Raw genomic sequence first — 26,494 nt, forward strand, 5'->3', positions numbered from 1 at the left:
GACGCTTGCCGTCCAGCTTTGGTTGTTTGGGCTGCGCTTGCTTTTTCCTGAGCTCGGCACAATTGGCGAGGCAGATTCGAAGCGCGGGATTGGTGATCGAGTCGACGGCAGAGCCGGGCAGATGGCGGAGGCGGTGTTCCCGAGCGATGTCAGCATCCGTGACGGGAATTCGCCGAACCATCGTGCGGCTACACCGTGGCCCGGACCGGTGCGTGTGCCTGCCCCGTGGGCGGCGACGCCGGGATATTGATCACGACGACGATAAATGCGGCGATGAACACCCCGCGCCACGCGGCTGACTTTTCAAAGTCGCTTTGCGGCGGGGTCATCCTGTGTTGCAGTTCACATAGCCATTCGCGGCGCAACTCTGCGTGGAAATCATTCATGGCGGTAACCAAGTTAGTTGATGGGTAACTACAGTTACCGGACTCTAAGTGTCTTGTGTTGGTATGTCAACTATAGTTACCGAGCAGGTCACAAAAAAACCGCCTTTCGCGCGTGGCGGTTTTTTTCATGGTCAGGAAGCGACAACCTATTGTCGAATCTTTCCCTTGCTTACCAAACGTCGGCTTTTGTTAGGGAACATGTAAATAATTGCCCCTTCATGTCCGACTGCTAACTGGCTTTCCGATGTTCACTGCGGGCTTCGTCAGGCTGGCAACCAGCCACGAACGCTTCGACAATCCGGTCCAACTGCGACCTATCGCGCTCAGTGAGCGCCTCAATTTGCCTTGCCGAAACAGAAAAGGGCCAACTTTCAGCCTGTTTTTCGCGGCTCGACCCTGCGGCAAATTTATAGCGCTGCTCTCCGTAAAGCAGATATTGGGGGTCCGTCTTCAGCGCAATCGCAAGCCGGAAAAGATTTTCGGCCGATGGCGATTTTGACTGGTCTTTTTCCAGCTTTGTGACAGCGGCATTAGAGATGCCCACCGCGCCCGCAAGTTGCCGGGTGGACAAATTCAAATCTTCTCGTCGTCGCTGTATGCGCGTGCCAATCGTGTTCATGTAACTGAAGTTACCACTGGTTCAGATAACCATGGTTGACTCTGCGTGAAACTATAGTTACCATTCGCCGGCAACTAGTGAGGCGATATGACCAAGTCAGAACTTGTCGACCGTGCAGGCGGCGTCCGTAGACTCGCCGCGATTCTTCGCGTTTCCAGCCAGGCGGTTTCCAGATGGCCGAACGATGGCGTACCGCCGCTGCGTTTGTACCAGTTACGGGAGCGGCGACCGGAGTGGTTTGAAGAACCGTCGGGCCACGTGACAGCGACGAGTCTTCAGGACGCAGAACATTGCTAAGTGGATGCACCGACGTCTCTCGGCGATGGCGCGGAGTTGCCATTGAATGCCTTGGAGGTATGTCGACCATGCGTCGATCAGTCCATCAACGGGCGCTGCCTAGTTCGAACAGCGAGTGACTCGATGCTTGTGAATCGTATCCGCTCTCGGAATTCAGAAGTGTTCCGTATCGAACACTTGCGGAAGACTCAAGTGCTCCTCGACGAGCCTGCCTCTCACCCAAGCCCGCTGCATTCGTCAGGCCGCACAACCCTAAAGATCGCCGATCGTTGCGGGCCGCTTCGGCTGCGGCTGCGTAGCTGGGCAAGTTCGCATAGTACGAGCGCTTCCAAACGCTAACCAGAATGGAACGCGTTACCAACAAAGACACCGGGGCTTCGAATGACATGCAGATATAGCGGCACGGACTGGCTTGATGTGCTTTACACGTCGGTGCGCAGCACGCCCGGCGGCGTTGCGGACGCTGCTGCGTTCCTGACCAATCGTCGCGGCAAGAGCATTGGCACTGAGTCGTTGCGCCTGCGTTTGCGTGGCGAAGGCGAAAACCGCCTGTCCATGGAGATGTTTGAGTTACTGCTCGAGTGGATGGAAGAGAAGCGGCAGCCGCAATACCTTGATGCACTTTGTGCGCTCAATGAGCGATTCGGCTTGAGCGCCAATCCAACTGCAGAGCAGGACTCGAACGGCACCGTCGAGGCTGTTGCGATCGCCGCATCGGAAGCCGCCCAGAGATCGGGCGATGTATCGAGTGTGGTGATCGATGCTATCTCGGATGGTCGCATCACCCCGCACGAGGCCGACTCCATAGCCTTGGCTGCGAGGGAAAACCAGAAATTGCTCGACCGACTCTTGCGCACTGTGCAGGCTGTTAGCAGGATGGGACGTCGGTCAGCATGAGGTTTTGCGCCGGAATGTCATGCTGCAACCCGCATCGCGAGCGCGTCGAACTGTCCTGCGACGTCAACCAGCAACTCGCGTGCGGCATGTCCGCTCTGCAATGGATCGCCGATCGGGATCCTCATCAGGTACCCCAATTCCTGGCATCACTCATCAATACCTTTCCGACCAACCTCGCGCTGATTCGCCAGGCAGCATTACGTGCGGCGGTTGTTCCTGTGTTCGTACAGCGGGCCGCGTTGATCTGCGCGGCGCTGCCGACAAAATCCGAGCGACATGACTTCAGGCGCCAGCTGGAGGGCGGGCTCACGCCTGCCGATCTGGAGTGCTTCGATCAGCTCATGTCGGCGGAATGGCGCCGCCTTCGCGGCAAGTAATCAGGGGGACACCAAAGTGACTTTGAGCGGTGCGAGTTCCTTGCTTCGCCGTTGTAACCCTTCGTTCGGGCGCCTGTCGTCCGGCCCACAGACGTACGTCGCCGGTCGTGCGGTGTGGCGTGCGTTTTCCCATCAACGTGAACGTCAAAGGAGAATCAACGAATGTCAACGTTAGAGCAGATTGTTCTGCAGCTCGCGGCGGACGGTCATCCCACGCTGCCTGACGGCCATCCGATCGCTGACGGCAAGCCGCATCGATATGGAGCCGGAAAAAAGTATTGGTATTCGCTGCACCAGATCGAACGTTCCGGCGAGGTTCTCGGCTACACGGGCGCATTCGGACGCTGGTCGGGCAATGACAATGGTGCGCAACCTTTCCAGTGGCATGGCGAGGCACTTACGCAGGAAGACGTCAACGCGACACGCCAGCGTCAGCAAGCGGCAGAACGGGCGGAAGCCGAGAAGAAAGCGCAAGCAGCAAAGCTCGCCGCGAATCGCGCGCGCGATCAGTGGCACAAGGCAAACGACGACGGCGTGTCCGCCTACCTCGACAGGAAGCAGATCACGCCTGAAGGTGTGCGCTTCGACGCCGACGGCACATTGCTTGTTCCGATGTTCCAGTACACCGACACCATCCGACTTGTCGGCCTGCAGAAAATCACGCCGGATGGCGCGAAGCGCTTTAACAAAGGAATGGAGAAGAAAGGCGCGGCTTACCTGCTCGGTGATATAGGCGACGATGACAAGGTCGCGATGATCGCGGAGGGCTACGCTACGGCCCGATCGATCCGGATGGCTACCAATGATGCAATTCCGCTGGTGATCTGCTTTGACGCTGGCGGCATTCTTTCGACTGCGCGTCGTCTGCGCGAACGCCATCCCGATCTCCATGTGCTGGTGTGCGCCGACGACGACTGGAAGATTGAGCAGCGCCTGCGCGACTGCCTTCTGGAAGACTTTGGCTACAGCGGAGAGCTGGTGCCCGGTGGCGACGCAGTCCGCGTCGAGACGAGGAACACCTGGTACATGCTGCGCGCCGAGCACAAACAGATCAACGGCGGCGTCGAGTTCATTGAGCTGACGATCTGGAATGACGTCATGCCGGAGCGTCGCAGACGCTTCGAGAATGCGGGACTGAAGTATGCGTACGAAGCGGTCGCGGACATCGGGCAGGCAAGCGTGGTGTTTCCGCGCTTTGCCGATCGCGGTGATCGCAAGCTGACAGACTTCAATGATCTGCATTGCACCGAAGGGCTCGAAAGCGTGCGCCGGCAGATCCAGTCGGCGCTACTCGCCGCGTTGGCGCCAGCAGCAGAAGATGTTCCTCTCACGGCTCTGATGCAGGACCAATATCTTGCTGCCGACCCTCTGTATGACCGCGCAGTCGCGGTCGTGCGGGACGCAGCTCGTGCATCCGTTTCGCTTGTGCAACGTGCATTGAGTATTGGCTTCAATCGTGCGGCCCGGCTCATCGAACGCATGGCGGTCGAAGGCATCGTTTCGGACGAGCATCCGAATGGAACGCGTACTGTACTGAGCATCGCGGGAGTGGAGCCCGCGACGTCCGCTGGCGCTGCGACAGACGATGCGCCAAATCACGATGTTGAAAACGGCGCGCACACGTGGGAGCGCGACCTCGCGCGATCCGAAAAAGGCAATTTGCTGCCCACACTCGGCAATGTGCATCTCATTTTGTCGAATCACAAGGCATGGCAGGGCGTCATTGCGCAGGATGATTTCGCCGGTCGCGTCATGAAGCGAAAGCGGCCACCGTTCGCTCAGGGCGAAACCGGGGAGTGGTCCGACATGGATGACATTCGCTGCGTGCTCTGGTTGTCGCAGAAATACGGCATCTCCGTGCGACAGGACATCGTGATGAACGCAGTGCTGCTGGTCGCCGATGCGACGCACTTTCACGATGTACGCGAATACCTCGAGGGCGTTGTCTGGGATGGTATCGAACGCGTGCGCAGCTGGCCGACGCGCTATATGAAAGTGGCGGACAGCGAATACGTCCAGCTTGCTGGTATGAAGTGGCTCATTGCAGCAGTCGCACGCGTGATGCGTCCGGGCTGCAAGGCCGATAACGTACTGATTCTCGAAGGCAGGCAGGGCTGGTTCAAGTCGACCGCGCTGGAAGTGATCGCGGGCAAACCGTGGTACACGAACTCGCCGATCCGCATTGGCGACAAGGATACGTACGCTGTCATGGCGGGCAAGTGGATCATCGAGCTGGCGGAGCTTGACTCGCTCAACAAAAGCGATTCGTCGGCCGCCAAAAGCTTCTTCGCGACCGAAACGGACCGGTTCCGCAACTTCTATGGCAAGCGTGCAACGGACGTGCACCGGCAGGGTGTGTTCGCCGGTTCGGTCAACTTCGACACGTACCTCAAGGATGAATCGGGCAATCGCCGTTACTGGCCGCTGCGTGTCGGCGGACCGATTCTGATTGACGATCTTCGCCGGGACCGCGACCAGCTGTGGGCCGAGGCGGTGCATCTCTACCGGCAAGGCGTCATCTGGCACGTAACGGAAGCGGAGAAGCCGCTGTTCGAAAGCGAACAGGCTGAGCGCTATGAAGGTGACGTGTACGAGGATCGCATCGCGCGTGATCTTGAGCTTCGGGGGCGCGTCACGATGGAAGAGATTCTGGCTGACATCCTGAAGCTCGACACGTCCAAGTGGACGCCGCCCGAGCAGCGGCGGGTCGGCAAGGCATTGAAGTCACTCGGCTGGGTGCGCAAGCGGGAATCGACCGGCCGTCGCGAATGGTTTTATGTGAAGGAAGAGGAAGTTCCGCAGCCGGCCACAGAACTCATAACCGAAGGTGCCGACGATGATGCGCCGCTTTGATCTGCATCTTTTCCGGCGCGCTGACTGCCTATCCTCGGCGCGCGCTCGCGCCAGCTTTGGCGCGCTGCCTTTTGGGGTTTCAGATCGTCTCGTGTCCCAACGTCCCAAGCGGCCACCTTGCGGGTGTGCGCACACCCGCGACATGCGCGACGTGAGGGTGCGCATGTCGCGGGCGCGCACGCACCCACAAACCTTTCCTTTGGGACATTAGGACATTGGGACAATGAGGGAGCAGACGATGATCGACCTTAAAGAGCAAGCCGGCGTGGCGATGAATGTTCGCAGTCAATTGGGCGAACCGACGGGCGATCCAAAAGTAACTTTGGGTGCACTTGCGTTCGCGGCCGAACTTGGAAGCCTGTTGTGGCGAATGAAGTACGGTCAGGACGTGAAGCGGAAAGGGTTGCGGCGTGCAACGCTATTACTTGCGAACCGCGTCCGCTGGTCGGGAAAGTTCGCACGCGGAAAATTCACCGGCCTCGATCGGAAAGAGAACCGCGCTCGCCGGTCGGGACATGAGTTCGAGCGTTCTCATGCGGATATCGTTGAGCGGTTCGCTCAACGCGCAATCGTGGAGTGGGTGGCTGACCGCTGTCCGCATTGTGAAGGTCGCGGGGTGTTTGGCCGTTCTGGCAAACCTCCGTCTGCGAAAGTCATTGAGTCGGAATGTCCAACATGCCATGGCGAGCGCTCTGTCGTCGTCAGTGAAGAGCGCATTCCATTTGCCCACAATGGTCGTGCGCCGATGGTCTTTCGCGAATATCAACGGTGCGACACGTGCAACGGACGCGGATCGATTCATAAAGAGCAAAAGCCCAGTCGTGATGGCCGCCAGATCTGTCCGCATTGCGGCGGCACCGCACGGTTGGCGGTCGACGACGCCGAACGTGCCTTGGCGCTCGGCGTGTCGATCGAACTCTATCGCGCGCAATGGGAACGATACTTTCACATGGTCTTCTCGATGCTCGATAAGGTGGATGGCAGTGCGGCAGACACAGTCCGCAGGCAGATGCGAGTATGAAATTCTTGCAAATCAAGATTCGATCGAATATATTTCGGCCATCCTTTACCGAGTCACTGGATACATGGAGCGCCCGCCAACTCGTGGTGCAACCCTCTCGGCGACATAAAAATAAAAACTGGAGCCCGTTAGGTCATGTGGAGGCGTGCGCCTTCACGAAACACAGAATCGTCAAGCCCTGATCGCGAAAGCGTCGGGGCTTTTTGCATTGGGCTTCGTATGGATCATGTGACCGCGCAGGTTAAAGCGTTGCCGCTGTTGCAAGCGCTTGAAGCGAAAGCGGGCAAACAGTTCGTGTACGCCGCGCGCAGTGCGCTCAACATCGTTGCGCAGAACATTGTCCTTGCGCAGCAACGCGAGATGCGCGACGTGTTCGATCGACCGACGACGTGGACGCTGAACTCGGTGTCGATCATGCGCCGCGCAACGTCGGCGCAACCAAGTGCGCAGATCGGTTTCCGGCAGTTCGCATACAAGGGCACGCCGGCCGCGACGTATCTGCAGCCTCAGGTGTTTGGAGGTTCGCGCGGCTATACCCGATTCGAGCAGATGCTCGCGCTGTCGGGCGTGTTGCCTAACGGCGATTATGCGATGCCGACGAACGCAAACGTGCGTGACGCATTCGGCAATGTGCCGCGTGGCGTCTACTCGTCGGTGGCCTCACAGATCCGTGCGTCGCGCGATAGTGCACAGAACGAAACGGGCCGCTCGAAAAAGCGCAAATCGCGTGATCCGGTAAAGGGCGTGCGCTATTTCGTTGGCAAGCCCGCTGGCGGTCGGTTCGCTCTTGGCATCTGGGCGCGGTACGCGTTCGGGCATGGCAGCGCGATTCGTCCAGTGTTCGCATTCAGTGCGACGCCACATTACGAAGTGCGTTACCCGTTCTATGATGTAGCGGAGCAGACTGTCGATGCGACGCTCGAACCCGCAATGCGGCAGGCGTTGATGATGGCACTGGCCACCGCGCGATGGTGAGGGGCGTGCCCGTGTCACGAGTCGGCCGTGGGGTCGTGGGTCCTTTCTAAAAGGGCGGGTATGCGGGTAATTCGAGCCCCATCACACGCGTCGTCAAAGCAACTTTTCAGGGTAGTCACTCTGGTAGTCAGGTAGTCATTCTGGGGGTAGTCGGGTAGTCACCGACTGCCCCTTTTCCGTTTCCGGAGGCCGCATGGCCAAGCTTGGGCAAAGGGCGTTTGCCCGGCACATTGGCGTCACGCTGCGCGCGGTGCAGAAGGCGATCCAGTCCGGGCGCATTGCTGTCGATGCAGACGGCAAGATCGATGCCGATGCGGCCGTTGCGGCATGGCGTCGCAATACGGACGAGTCGCGGCGCTCGATCACCGACCAATCCCGCCCATCGCTCGCGAATGCCGCGTTTTCAATGCCGTCCCCTCCGGCTAATCCTGACGACGATGAGGAAGACGACGACGTTCCTGCTGCCGCAAGCAAGGAAGACCCTTCGATGGTTGCCTATCGCGCTGCGCGGGCGGCGAGAGAACAGACGCGGCTCGAGCGCGAGCGCATGGACCTCGAGCGTGAACGCGGTACGACGCTGCCGCTTGCCGACGCGCAGCGCCTCGCCTTCACCGCGTTTCGCACGGTGCGCGATAACGTGATGAACATTCCTGTTCGTCTCAAAGACGCGCTTGCTGCAGAGACTGATCCAGTCAGGGTCGAGTCGATGCTCGATGCGGAGCTCGTTCGCGCGCTCGCGTCGGTGGACGCGACGGCGCTCCTGAGCGAAAACGATACGGATGACGCCGATGGGAGCGACCGAAGCATTTCTGAAGACGATCACGGAGGCGATACGGCCTGACAGACGGATCGGCATTGCCGAGTGGTCGGAGAAGCATCGCGTCCTGCCGGAGAGCAGCCCTGAACCCGGTAAATGGAGAAATGAGCGCACGCCGTACCTCGTCGGCATCATGGATGCGCTCTCGGGTCAGGCGAGCACCGTAACGCGCTATGCGCACGACGATGACCGGCCGTTCGATAACAGCCGCGTGATCACGGTTGGCCTGATGAAGGGCCACCAGCTCGGCGGCTCGGCGCTGGGCGAAAACTTCATTGGCCGCTGCATCACGACGGCGGCCGGGAACATTCTCGCGGTGTTTGCAACGTACGACGACGCCGAGAAGTGGGAGATGGACCGCTTCGAGCCGATGCGTTCGTCGACGCCGGATCTGCGTCGCCGCGTGCGCGACGCAATGAAGAAGGGCAGCGAGAACACCAAGCTGCGCAAGAAATTCCCTGGTGGCCTGATGAACCTCGTCAGTGCGACGAGAGCAGGGCGTCTGAAATCGACGACCGTGCGCTACGTACTGCTCGAGGAAATCGACGAGTACGTGCTCAATGTCGACGGGCAGGGCAACCCGATTGAACTCGCGAGAAACCGCACAAGTAACTTTGGTCGCCGCGCGAAGATTTTCGCGAACAGCACGCCGACCATCAAACGTCGGTCGCAGATCGAGAAGCTCTACGAGGCCGGCGACCAGCGGCGCTATTTCGTCCGGTGTCCGGACTGCGGATCGCCGCAGTTCTTCGACTGGCGCAAGGGTATGCGCCGCTCGCCCGACGATCCGGGTGTCGTCCTGTATTACTGTCAGACCGGTTGCGGCGCGGGCAACCCTGAAAGCGTCTGGAAAACGCGGGGCTATGAAGGCGCCTACTGGATGCCGACGACTCCCGGTGACGGCAAGACGGCCAGCTTCCACCTCAGTGCGTTGTACGCGCCGCTCGGATGGCGCCCGTGGTCGGATCTGATGGACGACTGGGAAGCGGCTCAGACCGACACCGAGAAAATGATTGCGTTCGTCAACAACGCACTCGCCGAGTGTTGGGAAGACAAGAGCGCGGAGATGAAGTGGGAGACGATCAAGCGTCGCGCCGAGTCGTACAAATTGCGCACGATCCCTCCTGGCTGTCTGCTGCTGACCTGTGCGGTCGACACGCAGAACGACCGCCTCGAAGTCGAGATCTCCGGCTGGGGGCGTGGACTGCGTAACTGGACGATCGACCACGTCGTATTTCGGGGTGACCCGGCGTTGCCCGACGTATGGAACCAGCTCGACCGGTATCTCGACACACCGATCGTCAACCAGTTCGGCGTATCGATGCGCATCGAACTGTGCGCCGTCGACTCAGGCGGTAGCCGCACGCAGGACGTGTATGACTATTGCCGGCTGCGGCGCCATCGTGGTGTGTTCGCCATCAAGGGTGCGAAGGAGAAACACAAGCCGATCATCGGTCGCCCGACCGATCAGGATGTGACGATCAAGGGCAAGACCTATCCGAACGGCGTCAAGCTCTGGCCGGTCGGCACCGACACCGCGAAGAGCCGCATCTTCGGTGCGCTGCTCGGCGACGAGGAGCGCGAGGTTGTCGAGCGGCGCATGCACTTCTCGGTCGATCTCGACGACGAGTACTTTGAGCAACTCACGGCAGAGGCGTACAACCCATCGAAAGACCGCTGGGACAAGCTGCGCAAGCGCAATGAAGCGCTCGACCTGAAGGTCTACAACTTCGCATGCGCGTATCACCCGCGCTTGCGCCTGAACGCCTATCAGGATGCCGACTGGGCAGCGCTCGAAGCGGTGATCGAGCCGCGTGTGCAGGATCTGTTCGCGTCTGTTCCGGCTCATGACGTGCCGGCGCCGGAGCAGGCTGACGCAGACATTGCTGTGCTTGAGGTTGCGCTGGACACGGAGCTCGCGGTGGCGCCGGTCGACACGGCGAGCGAACCGGCGGCGCCAACGACTGACGCGGGTGCGACGCAGAACTCATGGATTCCACGCCGGGACAACTGGCTGAGGCGATAGATATGGCATTTACCCAGCAGAACCTCGACGCGATCGAGAAAGCCATTGCGACAGGCACGCTGTCAGTCGAATACAACGGCAAGCGCATCACCTATCGGTCCATGGGCGACCTGTTAAAGGCGCGCGATGTGATCAAAACCGAGCTGTTAAAGCAGCAGGCGCCCGGCGTACCGCGATCCAGCATTGCCATTTATCAACGGTTCTGACATGAAGACAAACTTTATCGACAGGGCCATTGAATACGTGGCGCCGGGGATCGCCGCGCGACGCATGCGTGCGCGGGTGTCGATCCACGCCGCGCGCGGTTTCGACGGCGCGAAGCGCGGGCCGCGCTCGGCGGGGTGGCGTGCCTCGGGCGCCAGCTCGACAGCAGAGGTACTGCCCGCGCTCGGCGTCCTGCGCAACCGCGCGCGTGATCTGGTGCGCAACAATCCGCACATTCGTCGCGCGCTCAAGATCCTGGTGGCCAATGCGATCGGCACGGGCGTGCAGGCCAAGTTCACCGACAAGGCCCTGCAGAAGCTCTGGAAACGCTGGGTGAAGGTCTGCGATGCCGGCGGACTACTGGATTTCTACGGCCTGCAGGCGCAGGCATACAAGGCCCTGAAGGAGTCGGGCGAAGTGCTGCTCAGGTTTCGCACGCGCCTGCCGCAGGACGGCATGGAGGTGCCGCTCCAGTTGCAGATCCTGGAGATCGATTTTCTCGATACGCTGAAGGTCGGTGCGGTCGACGGCGGGTTCATTGTGGCCGGCGTGCAGTTCAACATGATCGGCCAGCGCACAGGCTACTGGCTGTTCGATCAGCATCCCGGCGAAGTGGCGCAGGTGCCGCGCAACATGCTGAGCCGCTTTGTGCCGGCTTCGGAGATCATCCACCTGTTCGATGCAATCGACCGGCCCAACGCGGTGCGCGGATTCCCCTGGCTTGCGTCTGCGATCTGGAAAGCCCGTGACCTCGACGAGTATCAGGACGCCGAGCTCGTGCGCAAAAAGATCGAGGCCTGTTTCGCGGCCTTCGTCACGTCTAGCGACGAAGGCTTTCAGGTGGGGCGCACCACGGCATCTGCGCCAGGAGACTCTCGTCGTGTGGAGTCGCTATCGCCCGGCATGGTCGAGTATCTGCGGCCGGGCGAAACCGTGGATTTTTCCGCGCCCGCCACCAGCAATGACTATGAGGGCAATGTACGCGTCGACCTGCGTGCGATCGCGGCTGGCACGGACACGACGTATGAACAGCTGACCGGCGACTATTCGCAGGTCAATTTCACCAGCGGTCGCATGGGGAAAATGGAGTTCAAGCGATTCCTCGAGCAGGACCTGTGGCTCATCTTCATTCCGATGTTTTGTGAAGCGGTTGCCAGCCGCTTCGTCTCCACGGCCTATCTTGCTGGCAGGACGAAACAGCCGTTGGCCGACGTGTCCTGGTCGCCGCAGCGCATCGAATTTATCGATCCGTTGCGCGAAGCGAACGGCATCATCGCGCTGATCGACGCCCGTCTGAAGAGCCGGCATCAGAGCATTCGCGATCTCGGCGAAGACCCGGACGAAGTCGATGCCGAAATCAATGCGGATCCGCTGGCAATCGAGGTGCCCATTTCGGGCCGCTCGCTCGACGCGAAATCGGCGCACGACGTTCTCGACCGGCTGGAGCAGATCCTCTCGGCGGTGCCACAGTAGTTGCCGCATTAGTTGCCCCAGTAGTCGTCGCAAAGCAACTTTGAAAACTCTGAAACGCCCGCTCTCATGCGGGCGTTTCCCATTGGAGTGAACCATGCCCGAACCCGTTAATGGTCGTCGCGGCGGTGCCGGTGCACCGTCGGCGATGCCGCTTCAAACGCGCCTGCAGCCGGTTGGAACTGTCGATGCGCAAAACCGCACGGTGGATGTCACGTGGACAGCCGGCGCACAGGTGCAGCGTTACGACTGGATGCGCGATCGCACCTATATGGAAGAGCTGAGCACGGATCCGGGGGCTGTCCGGATGGATCGTCTGCAGTCCGGTAATGCGCCGGTCCTGAACGATCACGATCGCTGGGGCGGCCTCGATTCGGTGCTCGGCGTCGTATCCAGCGCGTCGCTCGATAGCGCGAGCAGTACCGGCCAGGCGCAGCTGCGCTTCTCATCGCGTGATGCCGTGCAGCCGTATTTTCAGGACGTGCAGGACGGCATTCTCCGCAACATTTCTTTCGGCTACCGGACGTACCGGTACGACATGATCGCGCCCGGCCAGGAAGGCAACGATCAGTGGATTTATCGCGCGACCGACTGGGAGCCGTACGAGATCTCGCTGGTGTCGATCCCGGCCGATCCGAACGCCACGGTGCGCAATGCAGGCGGCTCGCCTGACCAACGCTTTTTCCCCTGCGAATTCGTCGAGCGAAGCGCAGGGGCTTCTTCAGTCGGGGCGCGCGCCTCGCAACATAACCAAGGAGCTGTGATGCCCGGTGAAAACGAACCTCAAACCCCTGCCAATCCGTCCGGTCCGGATACCTCGGAGGCGGCACGAAACGCTGCAGCTGCGGCCCAAAGCGAAGCCGCCCGCAACGAAGGTGCAGCGGCGGAACGCCAGCGTATGATGGATCTGCGTACGGCGGTTCGCGCGAGCGTGCTCGACAATCAGGACGAACTGCTGAACGGTTTCATCGAACGCGGGGTGACGGTCGACGCTGCACGCGCGGAAATCCTGCGTCTGCAGGCCGAGCGCTCGAACGCGAATCCGCAGCGGGGCGCGTCGAACATCGTGACCGTGACCGACGAAACCGATGTTCGCCGTGCCGCGATGACGGATGCGGTCATGCATCGCGTGAATCCGCGTCAGGAACTCAATGACGCAGCCCGCCAGTATCGCGGCATGACGCTGCGCGAGATGTGCCGTGAAGGGCTCGAGGCGGTCGGCGTCGATACGCGCGGCATGGAACTGCGCCAGCTGGCGGGTATGGCGCTCGGTCTGACCCGTGCCGGCTACAACACGACCTCCGACCTGCCGATCGTGTTCGGCAACGTGATCAACCGCACGTTGCGCGATGCCTACAGCGCTGCGCCGCGTTCGTTCACGAGCTGGGCGCGTCAGGGCACGCTGACCGATTTCCGCCCGGCGACGCGCGTGATGGTCGACGGTGCGCTGAAGCTGGAAAAGGTCAACGAATCCGGCGAGTACAAGTACGGCAAGCTGGTCGACGGTGGCGAAGTGATCCAGCTCGGCTCGTACGGAAAAATCATCAACTTCACGCGCCAGATGATCATCAATGACGATCTCTCGGCGCTGCAGCGCGTCCCGACGTACTTCGGCCGCTCCGCTGCAAACCTGGAATCGGACGTGGTGTATGGCGCCCTGACGGGCAACGCCGCGATGTCGGACGGCAAGTCCCTGTTCCACGCGCAGCACGGCAACCTCGGCGCTGGCGGCGCAATCTCGATCGATACGCTTTCGGCAGGGCGTACCGCGATGCGCACGCAGAAATCGCCGGGTGACGGCACGCCGCTGAACGGTGCGCCCAAATTCCTGCTGGTGCCGGCCGCGCTGGAGACCACGGCTGGCCAGATGACCAGCAACCAGTATGTGCCGAATCAGGCGAACCAGCAGAACCCGTTCTACAGCACGCTCACGCCGGTCGTCGAGCCGCGCCTCGATGCCATCAGCACAACCTCCTGGTATCTCGCGGCGGACCCGGCAGCAATCGACACGATCGAGTACTGCTACCTCGAAGGTGAGCAGGGGCTCTATACCGAGCAGGATCTCGACTTCGACGTCGACGGCCTGAAGGTCAAGGCACGGCTCGACTTCGCGGCGAAGGCAATCGACTGGCGCGGTCTATTCAAGAATCCGGGCCAGTAAGGCGTCGTGTGTGCCGGCATGACGCCGGCACAGTCTGCATTCTTCCACTTTGCACCCGTTCACTTCAGAGGGAACTGATCCATGAACAACTTTATCCAGAAGGGCCGCACGATCACCGCGACGCTGGCCGCCGCGGTCACTTCGGGCCAGCTCGTGCTGCTGGGCAATGGCAAGCTGCCGGCAGTCGCTTCCGGTACATACGCTGCCAACGCCGAGGGCGAATACAACACCGGTGGTGTCTATGCGTTGCCCAGCGCGACGAACGGCACGGCGGTGGTGGGCGATAAGGCGTACTGGGACTCGACTAACAATGTCGTGACGATCACCGCACAAAACAACGATCCGATCGGCCACTTCGCTGCGCCGAAGGCGGCGGCCGACTCGACGGCCAATGTGCGGCTCTGGCTGTGAGCGACTTCGATCTGGGCGCGGTGTTCGATGCGGCCGTCGATGCCGGCATGCTGACCGAGGTAATGGTCATCAGCGGCGCTGACGTGTCGCAGCCGTTCTGGGCTGATTTCCTGCAGCCGGGCTCCGACATTCTGGAGAACATGGCCCAGGCAGTCGACTACGGGATCGAATACCGCACGACAGACGTTCCGTCCCTGCCCAAACTGGCGGTGATCGAGATCGCGGGCCGTCGTTACGAGGTGACGCGAGCTGGGCGCTCGAAGGATGAGGCAGGCATGTTCAGCTTTGCACCTCTCAAACGCCTATGACGACACTTCGCGAGCAGTACGTCGGCGCGTTACTCGATCTGATGGCGGCCGACCCCGGCATGCAGCAGCTCAACGTGCAGGTCGGTCGTTCCATCGTCGACGCTCTCGATGCGCAGCACACGCTCGCGCTGATCCTGCATCTGGGTGCCGATGCACCGCCTGACCGGTCTGCTGTCGGATTTGCGACACGACAGACCGAAATCCTCTGTACGGTCATCACGCGCGACACGACGCCGGATCAGGCGGCCGACAGCGTGCTCGAGCTGGCCCATCCGATCATCATGGATTTCGATGCACCGGCGCTGATCGGCAGCGACGAGGGGCAGACGGACCCGCCTATCTTCGCCAACGTCGACGGCGAGTCCTGTCTTCGGACAGTCCATTACCTCTACACGTATCGAACGCGGTCGAACAGCCTGACTGGATAGGTCGGGCGAGCCGGACAGCGTGTCGCCTTCTCACATTCCACATTCACACAGGAATCAGGCTCATGACCAAGCGTACCCGAAAGACAGTGGTTCTCGCCGTGCTGCAGGCGGCGATCGGCATTCCCGGTGTTCCGACCGGCGCCGACGATGCAATGCTCGTCAGCGACGTCAGCTCGACGCCGATTGCTGCGCAATACGCGCAGCGTAACAACGTGAAGGGCTATCTCGGCAACGACCAGCAGCTTGTGTCGGAAAAGCACGCCGAATTGTCGTTCAGCGTCGAAATCGCAGGCGGCGGCACGGCTGGCGAGGCACCTGCATGGGAGCCTCTGTTGCTTGCCTGCTCGTTTGCATCGACCGTGGTTGCCGACACCAGCGTCACCTATCACCCGGTCAGCGACGATCCCTTGCCGGCGACGATTTACTACTACCTCGACGGTCTGCTGCACAAGCTCACGAATGCATTCGGCACGGTGTCGCTCGACCTCACGTCGAACGCGGTGCCGAAGTTCAAGTTCAAATTCACCGGCGACTATGTGCCGGTGATCGATCAGGCGCTGCCGACGCCGGACTTCTCGAAGTTCAGGGATCCGCTGGTGGTCAACAACGAGAATACGCCCGCTTTCACGTTGGCCGGCTATTCCGCCGTTCTCAATGCCTTCACGGCCGATCTGGCCAACACGGTCACCTATCGCAGCCTGCCGGGTGCGGCCGGCGCGTTGATTACCGATCGCAAGCCGACCGGCAACGTCGTGTTCGAGCTCGCGCGAGTGAGCGACAAGGATTACTGGAGTTCGATCGCCGGCGCACAGAACCTTCCCCTGTCGCTGCAGCATGGCAGGACGGCAGGCAACATCGTGACCATCGCGGCGCCCGCTGTGCAACTGACGTCGCCGTCCTATACGGACAACAACGGCATCGCCAGTCTCTCGGCGACGCTCACATTCAACACGCTGCTCGGTAACGACGAAATCTCGATCGCACTCACCTGAGCAAAGTAACTTTTTCGATTCACATCGCAGTGACGCGGGTCGCCTTATGGCGGCCCATTTTTATTTCAAGGAGAGTTTCATGCCGATCGTTCTCGCCCGCAGCAATACCTTCAAGTGGAAATTCAAGCTGCGCGAAATCGCTGAAAACGGCGAGGTCGTCGAGTCCGCGATAACGCTGATTGTCCGTCGCGTCGATGAACCGGAGTTTCAGGAGTTGATCAAGGAGTCCCAGGCCGACCTGCTCAGGAAAGTCATCGTCGGATGGCCGAGCGGTGAAGTGCTGGGCAGCGACGGCCCGATCGAATATTCCCCGGAGAATTTCGATGCGTTGATTGCCGATCCACATCGTGTGCGGCAACTATCGCAGGAGTATGTGCGGGCCAACGTGGCGCTGCCGGAAAAAAACTGACGGACGCCGCCCGCTATTGGGCGGGAGCGCGGCGAAACGACTTTGCCGTCGACGCCGACGTCGCTGATGCGATGGCGGCATTCGGCGCACCTGCTGACGTGGTCGAGGTGGCACGGTCGCGTCCCGGTGAGGATGACTTCGAAGTCCTGCCGGAAAACTGGGACGCGGTAGAGGTCTTCACCTCGCTCGGCACGCAGTGGAAGAAATCGGTCGTCTCATCGTTGAGCGGTGGCGGCGTCTTCTATGAAGGGCTCGACTACTCCGCAGTCGAGTCGGTGTTTCGCATGTTTGGCTTCAAGAGAAAGCGACATCGCGAACTGTTCGACGCAGTGCGCGTGATGGAACGCGCGGCGCTCGATGTTCTTTCGGCCCGCGCGTCACGAACGTAATTGCGCCGGCGGGCGCTTCTGGGGAAATGCACTATGGGAGCTTCGGCCGGAGCTATTAATGTCACCCTGACGCTCGATTCGACGCAGTATCTGGCCGAGCTGACCGAAAGCCAGAACCGGACGGTCACGACCGCCGCGCAGATTGGCGCGGCACTGTCGGCGGGTTCGTTTGGCGCGAAGGATCTGGCCGCTGCGATGCAGGCGGCGAGTGCATCCGGCGCAGGACTCGCCAGCAGCACGACGCTGCTGGCTGATGCCGAGGCGCAGGCCGCTGCGCGCATCAGGGACATGGTTGCGCGCTCGCTCGAGGCGCAGCAGGCGATGGTCCAGTTGTCTGCCGCGTCGCAGAGTGCCGCGAGCAGCGCTAACACGATGGGCGCATCGGCAGACCAGGTGCGCGCCAACGTTACAGCGCAAACGCAGTCCATGATCGACGCGCAGCGCGCGACCGTCGCGATGAATGACGAAATGCAGGCGTTGAGGTCGACGCTTGCACAAGGTGGTTCGAGCTTCGCGACCATCGGCGACCAATATGCGCGTCTCGATCGCGCGATGGCGACGGGCAAGCTGTCGATGCAGGAATACGATGCCGCGCTTGCTGCCATCGGCAAGGATGAGGATGCGCGATCGAAGTCGCTCGCGGCGCTGACTGCGAAGTACGATCCGCTCGGCGCGGCCACACGAAGACTTGAGGCCGATCAGGCGCTGCTCGAAGATGCTTTCAAATCGGGCGCAGTTTCTGCGGCGGATTACGAGCGTGCGCTGAACGGCATCAAGGCGGATCAGGCGAGCATTGGTCTTCGCCAACTTGCCCAGCAGGAGGCGCAGCTCGAGGCGTCGTTCCGCTCGGGCGCACTGGCCTCGGCGGATTTCAGGCGGGCAATGGCGGACATTGCGACCAGTCGTCAGGCGCTGACGTCGGTCGCGACCGGTGCGCAGGCAGCCGGCGCCGCCGTCGAAGGCTTCGGTCTGAAGACAGCGGGCGCGCGCAGGGAAGTGATCGTGCTGGCTCATGAAGCTGCGACCGGTAGCTGGAGCAACTTCGGCGGATCGCTGATGGTGCTCGCCGAGCGGATGGACCTGATGGAGGTCGCAACCTCCGGCGCAGGGCTCGCGGTCGCCGCGATCGCGGCGCCGATCCTGCTGGCCGGTGCAGCGATGTACAAGGTGTCCGAACAGAACGCCGCGATGAACGAGGCGCTCGTCCTGACCGGTGATTATGCGGGCGTCACGACGGAGGAACTGCGCGGCATGGCACAGGCCGCGACGGCGGGTGGAGCGACCTTCGACACGGCTGCGGAGGCCGTGACGGCGCTGGCGGCAACCGGACGGCTCACCGGGCAGGAAATCGCCGACCTCGGGCGGACGACGGCCGATGCGGCGACGTACACGTCGATTTCGGTCAAGCAGATGGTGGACGACTTCACCAGGCTCGCGGAAGACCCGGTGAAAGCGTCAGTTGCGCTGAACGACCAGTATCACTATCTGACCGCGTCGACGTACGACCAGATCGCGGCGCTCGAAAAGCAGGGTGATGCGACCGGCGCTGCACAGATTGCCGTCGAGGCGTTCTCGAAGGCGATGGACGAGCGCACGGGCGAGATCGCGAGGAACGAGGGCATCATTCTCGCCGGCTGGCGGGATATCAAAAGCATGATCAACGGCGCGATCGAGGCCGTCGGTTCGTTCGGCGCGACCGCCGGGCCGGCTGAGGTCGTTGCACGCATGCTGGCCAACAAACAGGCGCGGAATCCGCTCGGCACGTGGGATGCCGACGACGAAGCCGATCTGCAGAAGGCGATTGCGGCGCGCGATGCAGCCGTGAAGACCGCCCGCGACAAGGCGTCGCAAAGTGAGCAACAGCAGCAGCTGATCGACGCGAAGCGGTGGTATGCAACGTGGAACGAGCAGTTTGCAACGCCGGCCGAAAAGCGCGTCAAGGCGGTCAATGAGTATCTGGACAAGACGGCTGCGCTGAATCTGAGCCCGGAGCAGCAGCTTGCCGACGAACAGAAGATCAACGACAAGGACAAGGATAAGACCGGCCGCAAAGGCGGCACGGGGCTCGTCGATCGCGCCGAGCTCACTGGCGAAGTGCAGGCCGTGAAAGATGCGCTTGCACAGGAACTGTCGGCGGTGGACGGTGCGCGCAAGGTGCTCGACTCGCAGTACAAGGGCGGTGCGCTGTCGATCACCGACTATTACACGCTGGATCGCAATCTGCTTGCCCAGGCCGCGACCGATCATATCGACGCCGCGACTAAGGAAGCCGCCCTGATCGTGCAGGGCATGAACAACCGGAACCTGAGTGCCGTACAGCGTGCGCAGCTCGCCAATCAGGAACGCAAGGCTCTTGCTGACGGCGGCAAGGCCGTCGAGGACTTCTTCCAGAAGGTCGCGCAGTCGGCCGCGCAGGAAGACGAGGTGTGGGACAAATACGGCAAGTCCCAGCTCGACGCAATGCAGAAGCAGATCGACTCGGCGAACCAGCAGCAGCAGTCGCTGCGGGACCAGATCGACACCTTCGGCATGACGAAGGCCGCGATTGATGACCTGAAGGCATCGCGTGCTGACGACACGGTCGCCGCGCTCGAGCAGGGACGCGCAATTGCGCTGCTGCAGGGCAATCTTGCTGATACGAAGTCGTGGGACGAAGCGATCGCGAAAGCAAAGTCACTTTCGAACGCGTTGCATGGCGTCGCCAGCGACCAGGCAACGCTGGACGATCTTGCGCAGGCAAAGAAACAGCAGGACGACCTGGTTAAGAGCTGGCAGAGCACGATTGATGGCATCGGGACCGACTTTCACAACGGCTTCCTGCAGATGCTCACGGACGGCAAAAACGGCTGGTCGAGCTTCACGAAGTCTCTGAAGAACACCTTTGAGACGACGGTTGTCGATGAGCTGTACAAGTCGTTTGCAAAACCTTTCGTCGTCAGCGTGATTGCGCAGATTGCCGGCATTGCCGGCGGCAGTGGAGTGCAGAACTCGATCCTGCAGAACAACGGAATGGGCGGCGGAAACGGTACGCTGAACAACCTGCTGTCGAATCCGTACGGCACGTACAACAACCTGTCCAACGGCTATAACACCGTGATGGGGTGGATTCAGGGATACGGTGGTGCATCTACCGCGCTCGGTGCGTCGGCGATCGCAGGCGCAAGCACGGGTGCATTGTCGGGCGGCGGTGTCCTGCTGGGCGGGCTGGGTGGGGGGATCGGTGGAGACGTGGCAGCAAGCGCCGGCGGCTATGCGTCTGCGCTCGGCTCCAATGCCTATGGATTCACGGCAGGCGAGGCGGGTAGCGGCCTTGGTAGCACGCTTGGATCGTCCGGAGGGCTGATGTACGGCGGCGCCGGCCTGCTCGGCGGCCTCGCTGGTGGCGCTCTGTTCGGGAACAAGGGGTATTCGAACCTTGGTGGATCCCTTGGCGCGATGGGCGGTCTGGCAATCGGTGCGTCGTCGGCCGTGGCGGGCACTGCAATCGGTGCGTCACTGGGCTCACTGGCCGGGCCGATCGGCGCCGTTGTCGGGATGGTATTGGGCTCGCTGGTCGGCTCTTTCATCGGTGGCGGGGAAACCCGCTATGGCGCCGACTATACGATCGACAGCAACGACAACATCACCAAGGTGCGCGGCCCGTCCGGAGGAGACCCGGCAGCAACGGATGTTCAGGCCTCGATCAAAAACACGTATGACTCGATAAAGTCACTGGCCTCGCAACTGGGCGGATCGATCGACGGGTTGGGGCAGTATTCCGCGACGTACGAAATCAGCCCGAAGAAAGGCAATTCGTTCGTGGCGGCCGGTTTCGGTGATCTGAACACCGACGTCAACCGTCAGGATCTGAATGGCGTCAAGGATTCGACGACAGTGCTGAACGACTTCAGCCTGCAGTTGCAGCGCTCCGTTATCGACTCCCTGCAGAAGGCGAATCTGGACACGCCATATGCCGCTGTACTGCAGGGCGTCGACGCGTCGAAGCTGTCGGCCGATGACATCACCTCGTTGCTGAGCGAGCTTAATTCGTTGAAGTCGCTGTTCGACTCCATCCAGAAAATGGGCGACGACTTCACCAATCTCAAGAACGCCTCGGTCGATGCGCAAACGGCGGTGCTGAGTCTGGCTGGTGGTGTGGACTCGTTTAACACGAGCGCGACGTACTTCTATCAGCATTTCACGTCGGCAGCCCAGCAGGCCAATGACGCGTCGAAGTCCGTGACGGATCAGCTGGCCGCGCTCGGCTATAGCGGTATTCACACGCGGGATCAGTTCCGGAATCTTGTCGAGTCTCTCGACCTGTCGACGGCGGCGGGACAGCAGGCCTATGTCTCGCTGCTTGCGCTGGCGCCCGCGTTCGACAATGTCGTCAGTTCATACGAGTCCGCGGTGGCCTCCGCGTACAGCACCCAGTCGCAGGCGTTGCAATCGTTCAGGGATCAGGTCGACCAGTTTCGCCAGTCACTCACAACGGGCGACCTTTCGACCGCGTCACCGGAGCAGCAATACGCAGAGACCCGCCAGCGCTTCGAGGATCTGTACGGCAAGGCGATCGGCGGGGACGCCACCGCACAAGCCGGCCTCACCTCGGCAGCGCAGGATTTCCTCAATGCGTCGAAGGCGTACAACGCGAGTTCGGGCCAGTATCAATCCGACCTTGCGGAAGTCATGCAGTCGATGGACTACGCCAGCTCGTCGGCCGACGCCCAGCTCGATCAGTTGAAGGAGATGGTGAAGGGCATCGTCGATGTGAACACGTCGGTGCAAACCGTGGCCGAAGCGATCGCAAGTCTGCAGGCATGGACGTCGGTCAACGGCTCGCATGCGTCGGGTCTGTACCGTGTGCCGTTCGACGGCTATATCGCTGAACTGCATGCGGGGGAACGGGTACTCACCGCCAATGAAGCACGGTCGCTCGATGCGCGATTGCCCACAATGCAAACGGTCGATTTCACGCGATACCGGTCGAGCGCCAACGATCCGCTGCTGCAGGAGTTGAAGGCATTGCGGGAGCAGAACGCGAAGCAGGCGGAGGCGATCGCAAAGTTACTTGCCGCGCAGCTCCAGCAGGCCGACGCGATTGCGCGTGACGGATCGGAAAAGATGGATCAGCAGACGGCGGTGCTGCAACAGCAAAGGAGGCCAGGCCAGCAATGATCATCGCAATGGAGGCGGATGCGTATCACCTGCCGACCGGTCAGGTGCATACGTGGTATTTCTCGGAGGCCGGCTTCATGACGCGGCCCGACGATGTGCCGCCGAACGTCTATTTCGAGCCTGTTATCAAGACGGCGCCCACGCTCGACCGGTTGCTGTTCGATGGGGCGGCAACGTTCGGTGCGACCAGAGTGACCGTCGGCAATGTGCTGCTGGTTAATCAGGATGGTCATCTTGATGATCTGGCTACCGACTACGCTTTCTCTGGACGGCGTTTTGTCGTCCGGATGGGCGAACTGGATGTGCCGTACGCGCAGTGGGCAGTGGTGATGACGGGCACGCTCTCGGACGTTTCGGTAGAGGACGCCGGGCTGTCGGTCGTGATCGAGGACAGGCTCGCGGATCTGACGATCGCCAATCGTCCCAAGTACCTTGGCAATAACGTGCTGCCAGCCGGGATCGAGGGCACGAAGGACGATCTGAAGGATCAGTTCAAGCCGCGTGTCTATGGCTTGGTGCTGAACGTCTCCCCAAAGTGTGTGAACACGTCGAAGCTGATCTATCAGGTCAGCGACGCAGCGTGCGCCGTGACGGCTGTGTATGACAACGGCGTTGCGCTCACGCGTGGCGCAGACTATGCGAGCACGGACGACATGCAGGCAACGGCGCCAGCGCCAGGGCAATTCCGTTGCACTGCTGGCTTATTCCGGCTCGGCAGTGCGTCCGCTGGCACGGTCACCTGCGACGCGCAGGGCGCGCGCACCAGTGCTGCAGATCTGCTCGTCGCCATTGCGCGTGACGCGGGTGTGCCCGACGCGGACATTGTGATGACGGATGTCGCCGCGCTTGATGCATTGAACAGCGCGGTGACCGGTACGTGGGCTGATGCGGATGCGACGCCGCAATCGCTAATGGACACGATCGCGGGCTCGATCGGCGCGTGGTACGGATTCGACCGTTTAAGCCGTCTGCGTATGGGGCGGCTCGACGCACCAGTGGGCGCGCCCGTCGTCACATGGGGCCAGGAAACGCAGATGGCGCTGACCGTCCGCGCTGCAGGCGTGCCGGCGTGGAGCGTCGCTGTGAATTATGCGCACAACTACACCACGCAGACCGATGTCGCTGCGGCATCCGCGCGGACGGTTGCGTGGCTCGCGCAGGAATACCGAACGTCGACGAGCGAAGACCCGGCAATCAAGGTGCCGTGGCCACACGCTGACGAACTGAGCTTCGATACAGGGCTCGCGAATGAACCGGACGCCGTTGCGGAATCGCAGCGGCGTCTTGCTTTGTACGGCGTGCGGCGTCTCACGCTCGATGTCGACGTGCCCGTGACTGAGCTTGGTGAAGTGGACCTGGGGGACGTCGTGGCGCTCGACACGCCGCGCTTCGGGCTGAGCGGTCGGCTCTTTCGCGTGATCGGCATCAATACCGGTTTCACACATGGGCGCGCGGCGCTCGTGCTGTGGGGCTGATGAACGGTAACAAGGCACAAGCAAGGGACAAGCGCATGGCAAAACTCATGCTGGGGTTTCCGAACCAGACGGACGGCGGGGTGCTTTCGGGGGGCGCATGGCAGGTGCCGCTCACGAACCTGCAGGACCCGCGTCTGTCACGTGTGGCGCGCAGCACGACAGCGGCAATGGCTGATACGCAATTCGACGTGGATCTCAAGGTCTCGCGCAAGGTGTCGATGTTCGCGATGGTCCGCCACAACCTGACGCTCAACGGACGCTATCGGATCCGCGTGTCGCGCGATCCGGATTTCAACACGTCTGTGTTTGACTCGACGCTCAGCTCGCCGCTTTATGGCTCTGTGTGGCGGCAGGCATGGCCACGACTCTACAGCCCGTCGATGCTCGACTGGGAAGATCCGAACTGGTGGGACGGGCGGCTGCCGGAGGACCAGCGCAAGAGCTATCCCGCGCTGATTCTATGCGTGATCAGGACACCTGTCTTCGGCCGCTACGTCCGGTTCGAATTCTCTGACGAAGGCAATCCGGACGGATATCTCGAATTCGGCCGTGTATTCGTGTCGCAGGCGTGGTCGCCGACGAATAACGCGAGCTACAACCCGCAGCTCGGCTGGGAGTTCGATACCACGATGGACAGGGCAGTGGACGGGACGCCGTATTTCGAGCCGCGCAACGGCCGGCGCGTGCAGAAGTTCTCACTCGACTGGCTCTCCGACGACGAAGCGTACGGCCGGGTGTTCGAAACGCAGCGGGCGGCAGGCATCGACCAGGAACTGCTGTTTGTGTGGGACAGCGACGACGCGATCAATCTGCTGCGGCACTCCTTTCTTGCCCGAATGCGACAGATCAATCCGCTACAGCTTTCGTTCCTCAACAACCATACCAACGCCTTCGAGCTCGAGGAAATTCGATGAGCAAAGTAACTTTCCCCCTGACCGGACACCAGTATTCCGACGACGGCAGTACCGATCGTGACATGCTTGACGGCGGTCATACAGAGTACCTGTTGCCGATGCTGCAGGAAACGGTTGATACGGCCCGGTCGGCGATCGATGCACGGGCTTCTGCGTTGGCGTCAGCAAGCCAGGCCAGTGATCATGCGCAGGCTACGGCTCATGACGCGGTGATCGTGGCGCAAGACCGTCAGGCCGCTGAGGCGGCAGCTGCAGCGGCGCATGCTGATGCGGCGACTGTCAATATTCCGCTGCTGACCGGCAACGCGGGTCGCATGCTGGGTGTGGCCGAGGACGGGGCGTCCATGGCATGGGTCGACATGAGTCCGTACACCCAGGATGCGGATTTGGCCAGCCCTGACAAGGGCGTCAGGATGGTCGCGCACGCTGTGGACGATCGGGACCTGGCTGACCCGGAGAAGGGCGTATCGATGGTTGCCCATGCTGCCGACGATCGCCTGATTGCCGCACCGGGCGGTGCATCATTGGTCGGCTTCAAAGGTGCATTGGCCGGCTCCGTTGCGCGAACGGTGGCAGACGACCTTAATGACGGTTATGCCAACCCGAAGCGCTTTGGCGCCAAAGGTAACGGCAGCGCCGACGACACGGCAGCGATTCAAGCGGCGATTGATGTACTGGCCGCAGCCGGTGGCGGGGTGATCCGTTTTCCGAACGGCAATTATTTTTGCAACGTCGTGCTCAAGGACGGCGTGCATCTGGTCAGCGGTGCGGAGCACTTCGGTTATCTGGCTCAGGTAGATGGTCCGATTGCCGGCGTCACCCTGTCGCAGGCGGCGCCTGGTTTCGTGGTCGACACGCCGGCCACCCTGAAGCGGGGCGTGCTGAGCGTAAAGGGCATCAACTTTCAGGGATTGGGTGCAGCCTATGCCGGCGGAGGCGTGCGCTTCCAGGGAACCAGGTGGGGAGCGATAAAGTGCTGCTCCGCCAATGGTTTCGCCGATCAGGCATTTCTTCACAGGAACGGCTGGGGCGTGGTCTTCGAAGATCTGCTGGCCACCAACTGTCTCCTCGGTGCGGCTCGCACCAGTGTCGTTGGGGTTCTGGAAACGCACGGCACGGACGACTTTATTAACAGAGTCGAGATGGCCGGGCAGTCGGCCGCCTCCGTGACCGACGCAAATCTTTTTCGAGCGGCGATTGCTGTCTATGGGGCTAATAGTTTCTTGAGCAATGCGGTTGGGGAGCAAGCGGATCGTGGGATTTACATCGGTCCTCAGTCCGGAGCTGGCCATCGTATGGCGTTGTGTCGCGGTGATAGTAACGGTGGCGTGGGATTCTGGATTGACGGTAATGTGATCGGCTCGGTTTGTACGGCCTATAACAATAGCTTGGCAGGTTCTGGCCTTTACTCTGGCTTCTATGCCAGCGCGACATCGAGCGGCTGCAAATTCTCTTCCTGTAGATCGGATGGTCACGACGCGACGATCCCGCAAAAGTATGGCTATGAGGACTACGTCAGTAATTCGAACGCCAACGTCCGCAACAGCTACATTGACTGCGGCGGCTTCTACAACGCCTCGGGACTGTTTCTAACCCAAGGATTTCTCGGCTCAGGTGTGGTCAATCCGCCTCAGGCCATCCGTCCAGCCGATGGCACGACGATTGTGGACGTGACAGGTACGAGCCTCGTGGTATTTGCAGGCTATGCCACGGCGACGACGGTGACCAATTTTACGGGGGGCGCGGAAGGGGACACGATCCGCGTGCTCGGTGATGCACAGGTCACGATCGCCAATGGCTCGGGCATTAATACGCCCACCAATGCGGCCGTGGCGCTTGCGGATAAGACGATGTACACCTTCACGCAATACAACGGTGTCTGGTACATGGGATAGGGGCAGTCATGCG

Annotated in this window: 23 protein-coding genes; 21 read left to right on the plus strand and 2 right to left on the minus strand. The window is 61.3% G+C overall.

Annotation, left to right across the window (positions count from 1 at the left end; translation table 11 throughout):
* Positions 1 to 188: 188 nt before the first annotated feature.
* A complete protein-coding gene (locus tag BPHYT_RS05715) occupies positions 189 to 386 on the minus strand; it encodes a hypothetical protein (protein WP_012432202.1) in 198 nt (65 codons plus the stop codon).
* 229 nt (positions 387 to 615) lie between these two features.
* Positions 616 to 1,005, minus strand: a complete 390-nt coding sequence (locus BPHYT_RS36660) for a helix-turn-helix domain-containing protein (protein ID WP_012432203.1) — start codon at positions 1,003 to 1,005, stop codon at positions 616 to 618.
* A gap of 87 nt (positions 1,006 to 1,092) precedes the next feature.
* On the opposite strand from BPHYT_RS36660, the gene BPHYT_RS39625 reads away from it, so the two are divergent.
* The 21 genes from BPHYT_RS39625 (at position 1,093) to BPHYT_RS05820 (ending at position 26,481) form a co-directional block, all read left to right on the plus strand.
* The gene (locus tag BPHYT_RS39625; RefSeq protein ID WP_083772040.1) at positions 1,093 to 1,302 is read left to right on the plus strand and encodes a Cro/CI family transcriptional regulator; all 210 of its coding nucleotides are present in this window, start codon (positions 1,093 to 1,095) and stop codon (positions 1,300 to 1,302) included.
* Between the two features lie 381 nt (positions 1,303 to 1,683).
* A complete protein-coding gene (locus BPHYT_RS05725) occupies positions 1,684 to 2,199 on the plus strand; it encodes a phage regulatory CII family protein (protein ID WP_012432204.1) in 516 nt (171 codons plus the stop codon).
* Positions 2,200 to 2,213: 14 nt separating this feature from the next.
* Entirely contained in the window at positions 2,214 to 2,576 is a 363-nt protein-coding gene (locus BPHYT_RS05730) for a hypothetical protein (protein WP_012432205.1), read from the plus strand.
* A gap of 162 nt (positions 2,577 to 2,738) precedes the next feature.
* Entirely contained in the window at positions 2,739 to 5,429 is a 2,691-nt protein-coding gene (locus BPHYT_RS05735) for a VapE domain-containing protein (protein ID WP_012432206.1), read from the plus strand.
* Between the two features lie 238 nt (positions 5,430 to 5,667).
* Positions 5,668 to 6,450: a hypothetical protein gene (locus BPHYT_RS05740; RefSeq protein WP_012432207.1), complete on the plus strand. Its 783-nt coding sequence runs from the start codon at positions 5,668 to 5,670 to the stop codon at positions 6,448 to 6,450.
* A 219-nt stretch (positions 6,451 to 6,669) separates the two neighbouring features.
* Positions 6,670 to 7,425: a hypothetical protein gene (locus tag BPHYT_RS05745; protein ID WP_012432208.1), complete on the plus strand. Its 756-nt coding sequence runs from the start codon at positions 6,670 to 6,672 to the stop codon at positions 7,423 to 7,425.
* 193 nt (positions 7,426 to 7,618) lie between these two features.
* Positions 7,619 to 8,266: a hypothetical protein gene (locus BPHYT_RS05750; RefSeq protein ID WP_012432209.1), complete on the plus strand. Its 648-nt coding sequence runs from the start codon at positions 7,619 to 7,621 to the stop codon at positions 8,264 to 8,266.
* Entirely contained in the window at positions 8,214 to 10,268 is a 2,055-nt protein-coding gene (locus BPHYT_RS05755; protein ID WP_012432210.1) for a phage terminase large subunit family protein, read from the plus strand. Before BPHYT_RS05750 ends, BPHYT_RS05755 begins: the two co-directional genes overlap by 53 nt.
* Positions 10,232 to 10,474 carry a phage head-tail joining protein gene (locus BPHYT_RS05760; protein ID WP_238535631.1) on the plus strand — a complete coding sequence of 81 codons (243 nt, stop codon included), beginning with the start codon at positions 10,232 to 10,234 and terminating at the stop codon, positions 10,472 to 10,474. Before BPHYT_RS05755 ends, BPHYT_RS05760 begins: the two co-directional genes overlap by 37 nt.
* Before the next feature lies 1 nt (position 10,475).
* Positions 10,476 to 11,945 (plus strand): phage portal protein, encoded by a 1,470-nt coding sequence (locus tag BPHYT_RS05765; protein WP_012432212.1) that lies wholly within the window; start codon positions 10,476 to 10,478, stop codon positions 11,943 to 11,945.
* A 94-nt stretch (positions 11,946 to 12,039) separates the two neighbouring features.
* Entirely contained in the window at positions 12,040 to 14,103 is a 2,064-nt protein-coding gene (locus BPHYT_RS05770; RefSeq protein ID WP_012432213.1) for a prohead protease/major capsid protein fusion protein, read from the plus strand.
* A gap of 81 nt (positions 14,104 to 14,184) precedes the next feature.
* On the plus strand, positions 14,185 to 14,514 hold the full coding sequence (locus BPHYT_RS05775) for a DUF2190 family protein (RefSeq protein WP_012432214.1): 330 nt from the start codon (positions 14,185 to 14,187) through the stop codon (positions 14,512 to 14,514).
* Positions 14,511 to 14,822 (plus strand): hypothetical protein, encoded by a 312-nt coding sequence (locus BPHYT_RS05780; protein WP_012432215.1) that lies wholly within the window; start codon positions 14,511 to 14,513, stop codon positions 14,820 to 14,822. The genes BPHYT_RS05775 and BPHYT_RS05780 overlap by 4 nt, the downstream gene beginning before the upstream one ends.
* A complete protein-coding gene (locus BPHYT_RS05785) occupies positions 14,819 to 15,250 on the plus strand; it encodes a hypothetical protein (RefSeq protein ID WP_012432216.1) in 432 nt (143 codons plus the stop codon). The genes BPHYT_RS05780 and BPHYT_RS05785 overlap by 4 nt, the downstream gene beginning before the upstream one ends.
* A 62-nt stretch (positions 15,251 to 15,312) precedes the next feature.
* Positions 15,313 to 16,242 (plus strand): hypothetical protein, encoded by a 930-nt coding sequence (locus tag BPHYT_RS05790; RefSeq protein ID WP_012432217.1) that lies wholly within the window; start codon positions 15,313 to 15,315, stop codon positions 16,240 to 16,242.
* 79 nt (positions 16,243 to 16,321) lie between these two features.
* On the plus strand, positions 16,322 to 16,651 hold the full coding sequence (locus tag BPHYT_RS05795) for a hypothetical protein (protein ID WP_012432218.1): 330 nt from the start codon (positions 16,322 to 16,324) through the stop codon (positions 16,649 to 16,651).
* A 71-nt stretch (positions 16,652 to 16,722) separates the two neighbouring features.
* Complete coding sequence (locus BPHYT_RS05800) at positions 16,723 to 17,040, plus strand: DUF1799 domain-containing protein (RefSeq protein WP_012432219.1); 318 nt, start codon at positions 16,723 to 16,725, stop codon at positions 17,038 to 17,040.
* A gap of 33 nt (positions 17,041 to 17,073) precedes the next feature.
* Positions 17,074 to 22,197 (plus strand): phage tail length tape measure family protein, encoded by a 5,124-nt coding sequence (locus BPHYT_RS05805; protein ID WP_012432220.1) that lies wholly within the window; start codon positions 17,074 to 17,076, stop codon positions 22,195 to 22,197.
* A complete protein-coding gene (locus BPHYT_RS05810; protein WP_012432221.1) occupies positions 22,194 to 23,672 on the plus strand; it encodes a hypothetical protein in 1,479 nt (492 codons plus the stop codon). Before BPHYT_RS05805 ends, BPHYT_RS05810 begins: the two co-directional genes overlap by 4 nt.
* Before the next feature lie 35 nt (positions 23,673 to 23,707).
* Positions 23,708 to 24,586, plus strand: coding sequence for a hypothetical protein (locus BPHYT_RS05815; RefSeq protein ID WP_041758800.1), 879 nt, complete (start codon positions 23,708 to 23,710; stop codon positions 24,584 to 24,586).
* Positions 24,583 to 26,481, plus strand: a complete 1,899-nt coding sequence (locus BPHYT_RS05820) for a glycosyl hydrolase family 28-related protein (protein ID WP_012432223.1) — start codon at positions 24,583 to 24,585, stop codon at positions 26,479 to 26,481. The genes BPHYT_RS05815 and BPHYT_RS05820 overlap by 4 nt, the downstream gene beginning before the upstream one ends.
* Positions 26,482 to 26,494 lie beyond the last annotated feature (13 nt).

The sequence above is a fragment of the Paraburkholderia phytofirmans PsJN genome, assembly GCF_000020125.1.
GTDB lineage: Bacteria > Pseudomonadota > Gammaproteobacteria > Burkholderiales > Burkholderiaceae > Paraburkholderia > Paraburkholderia phytofirmans.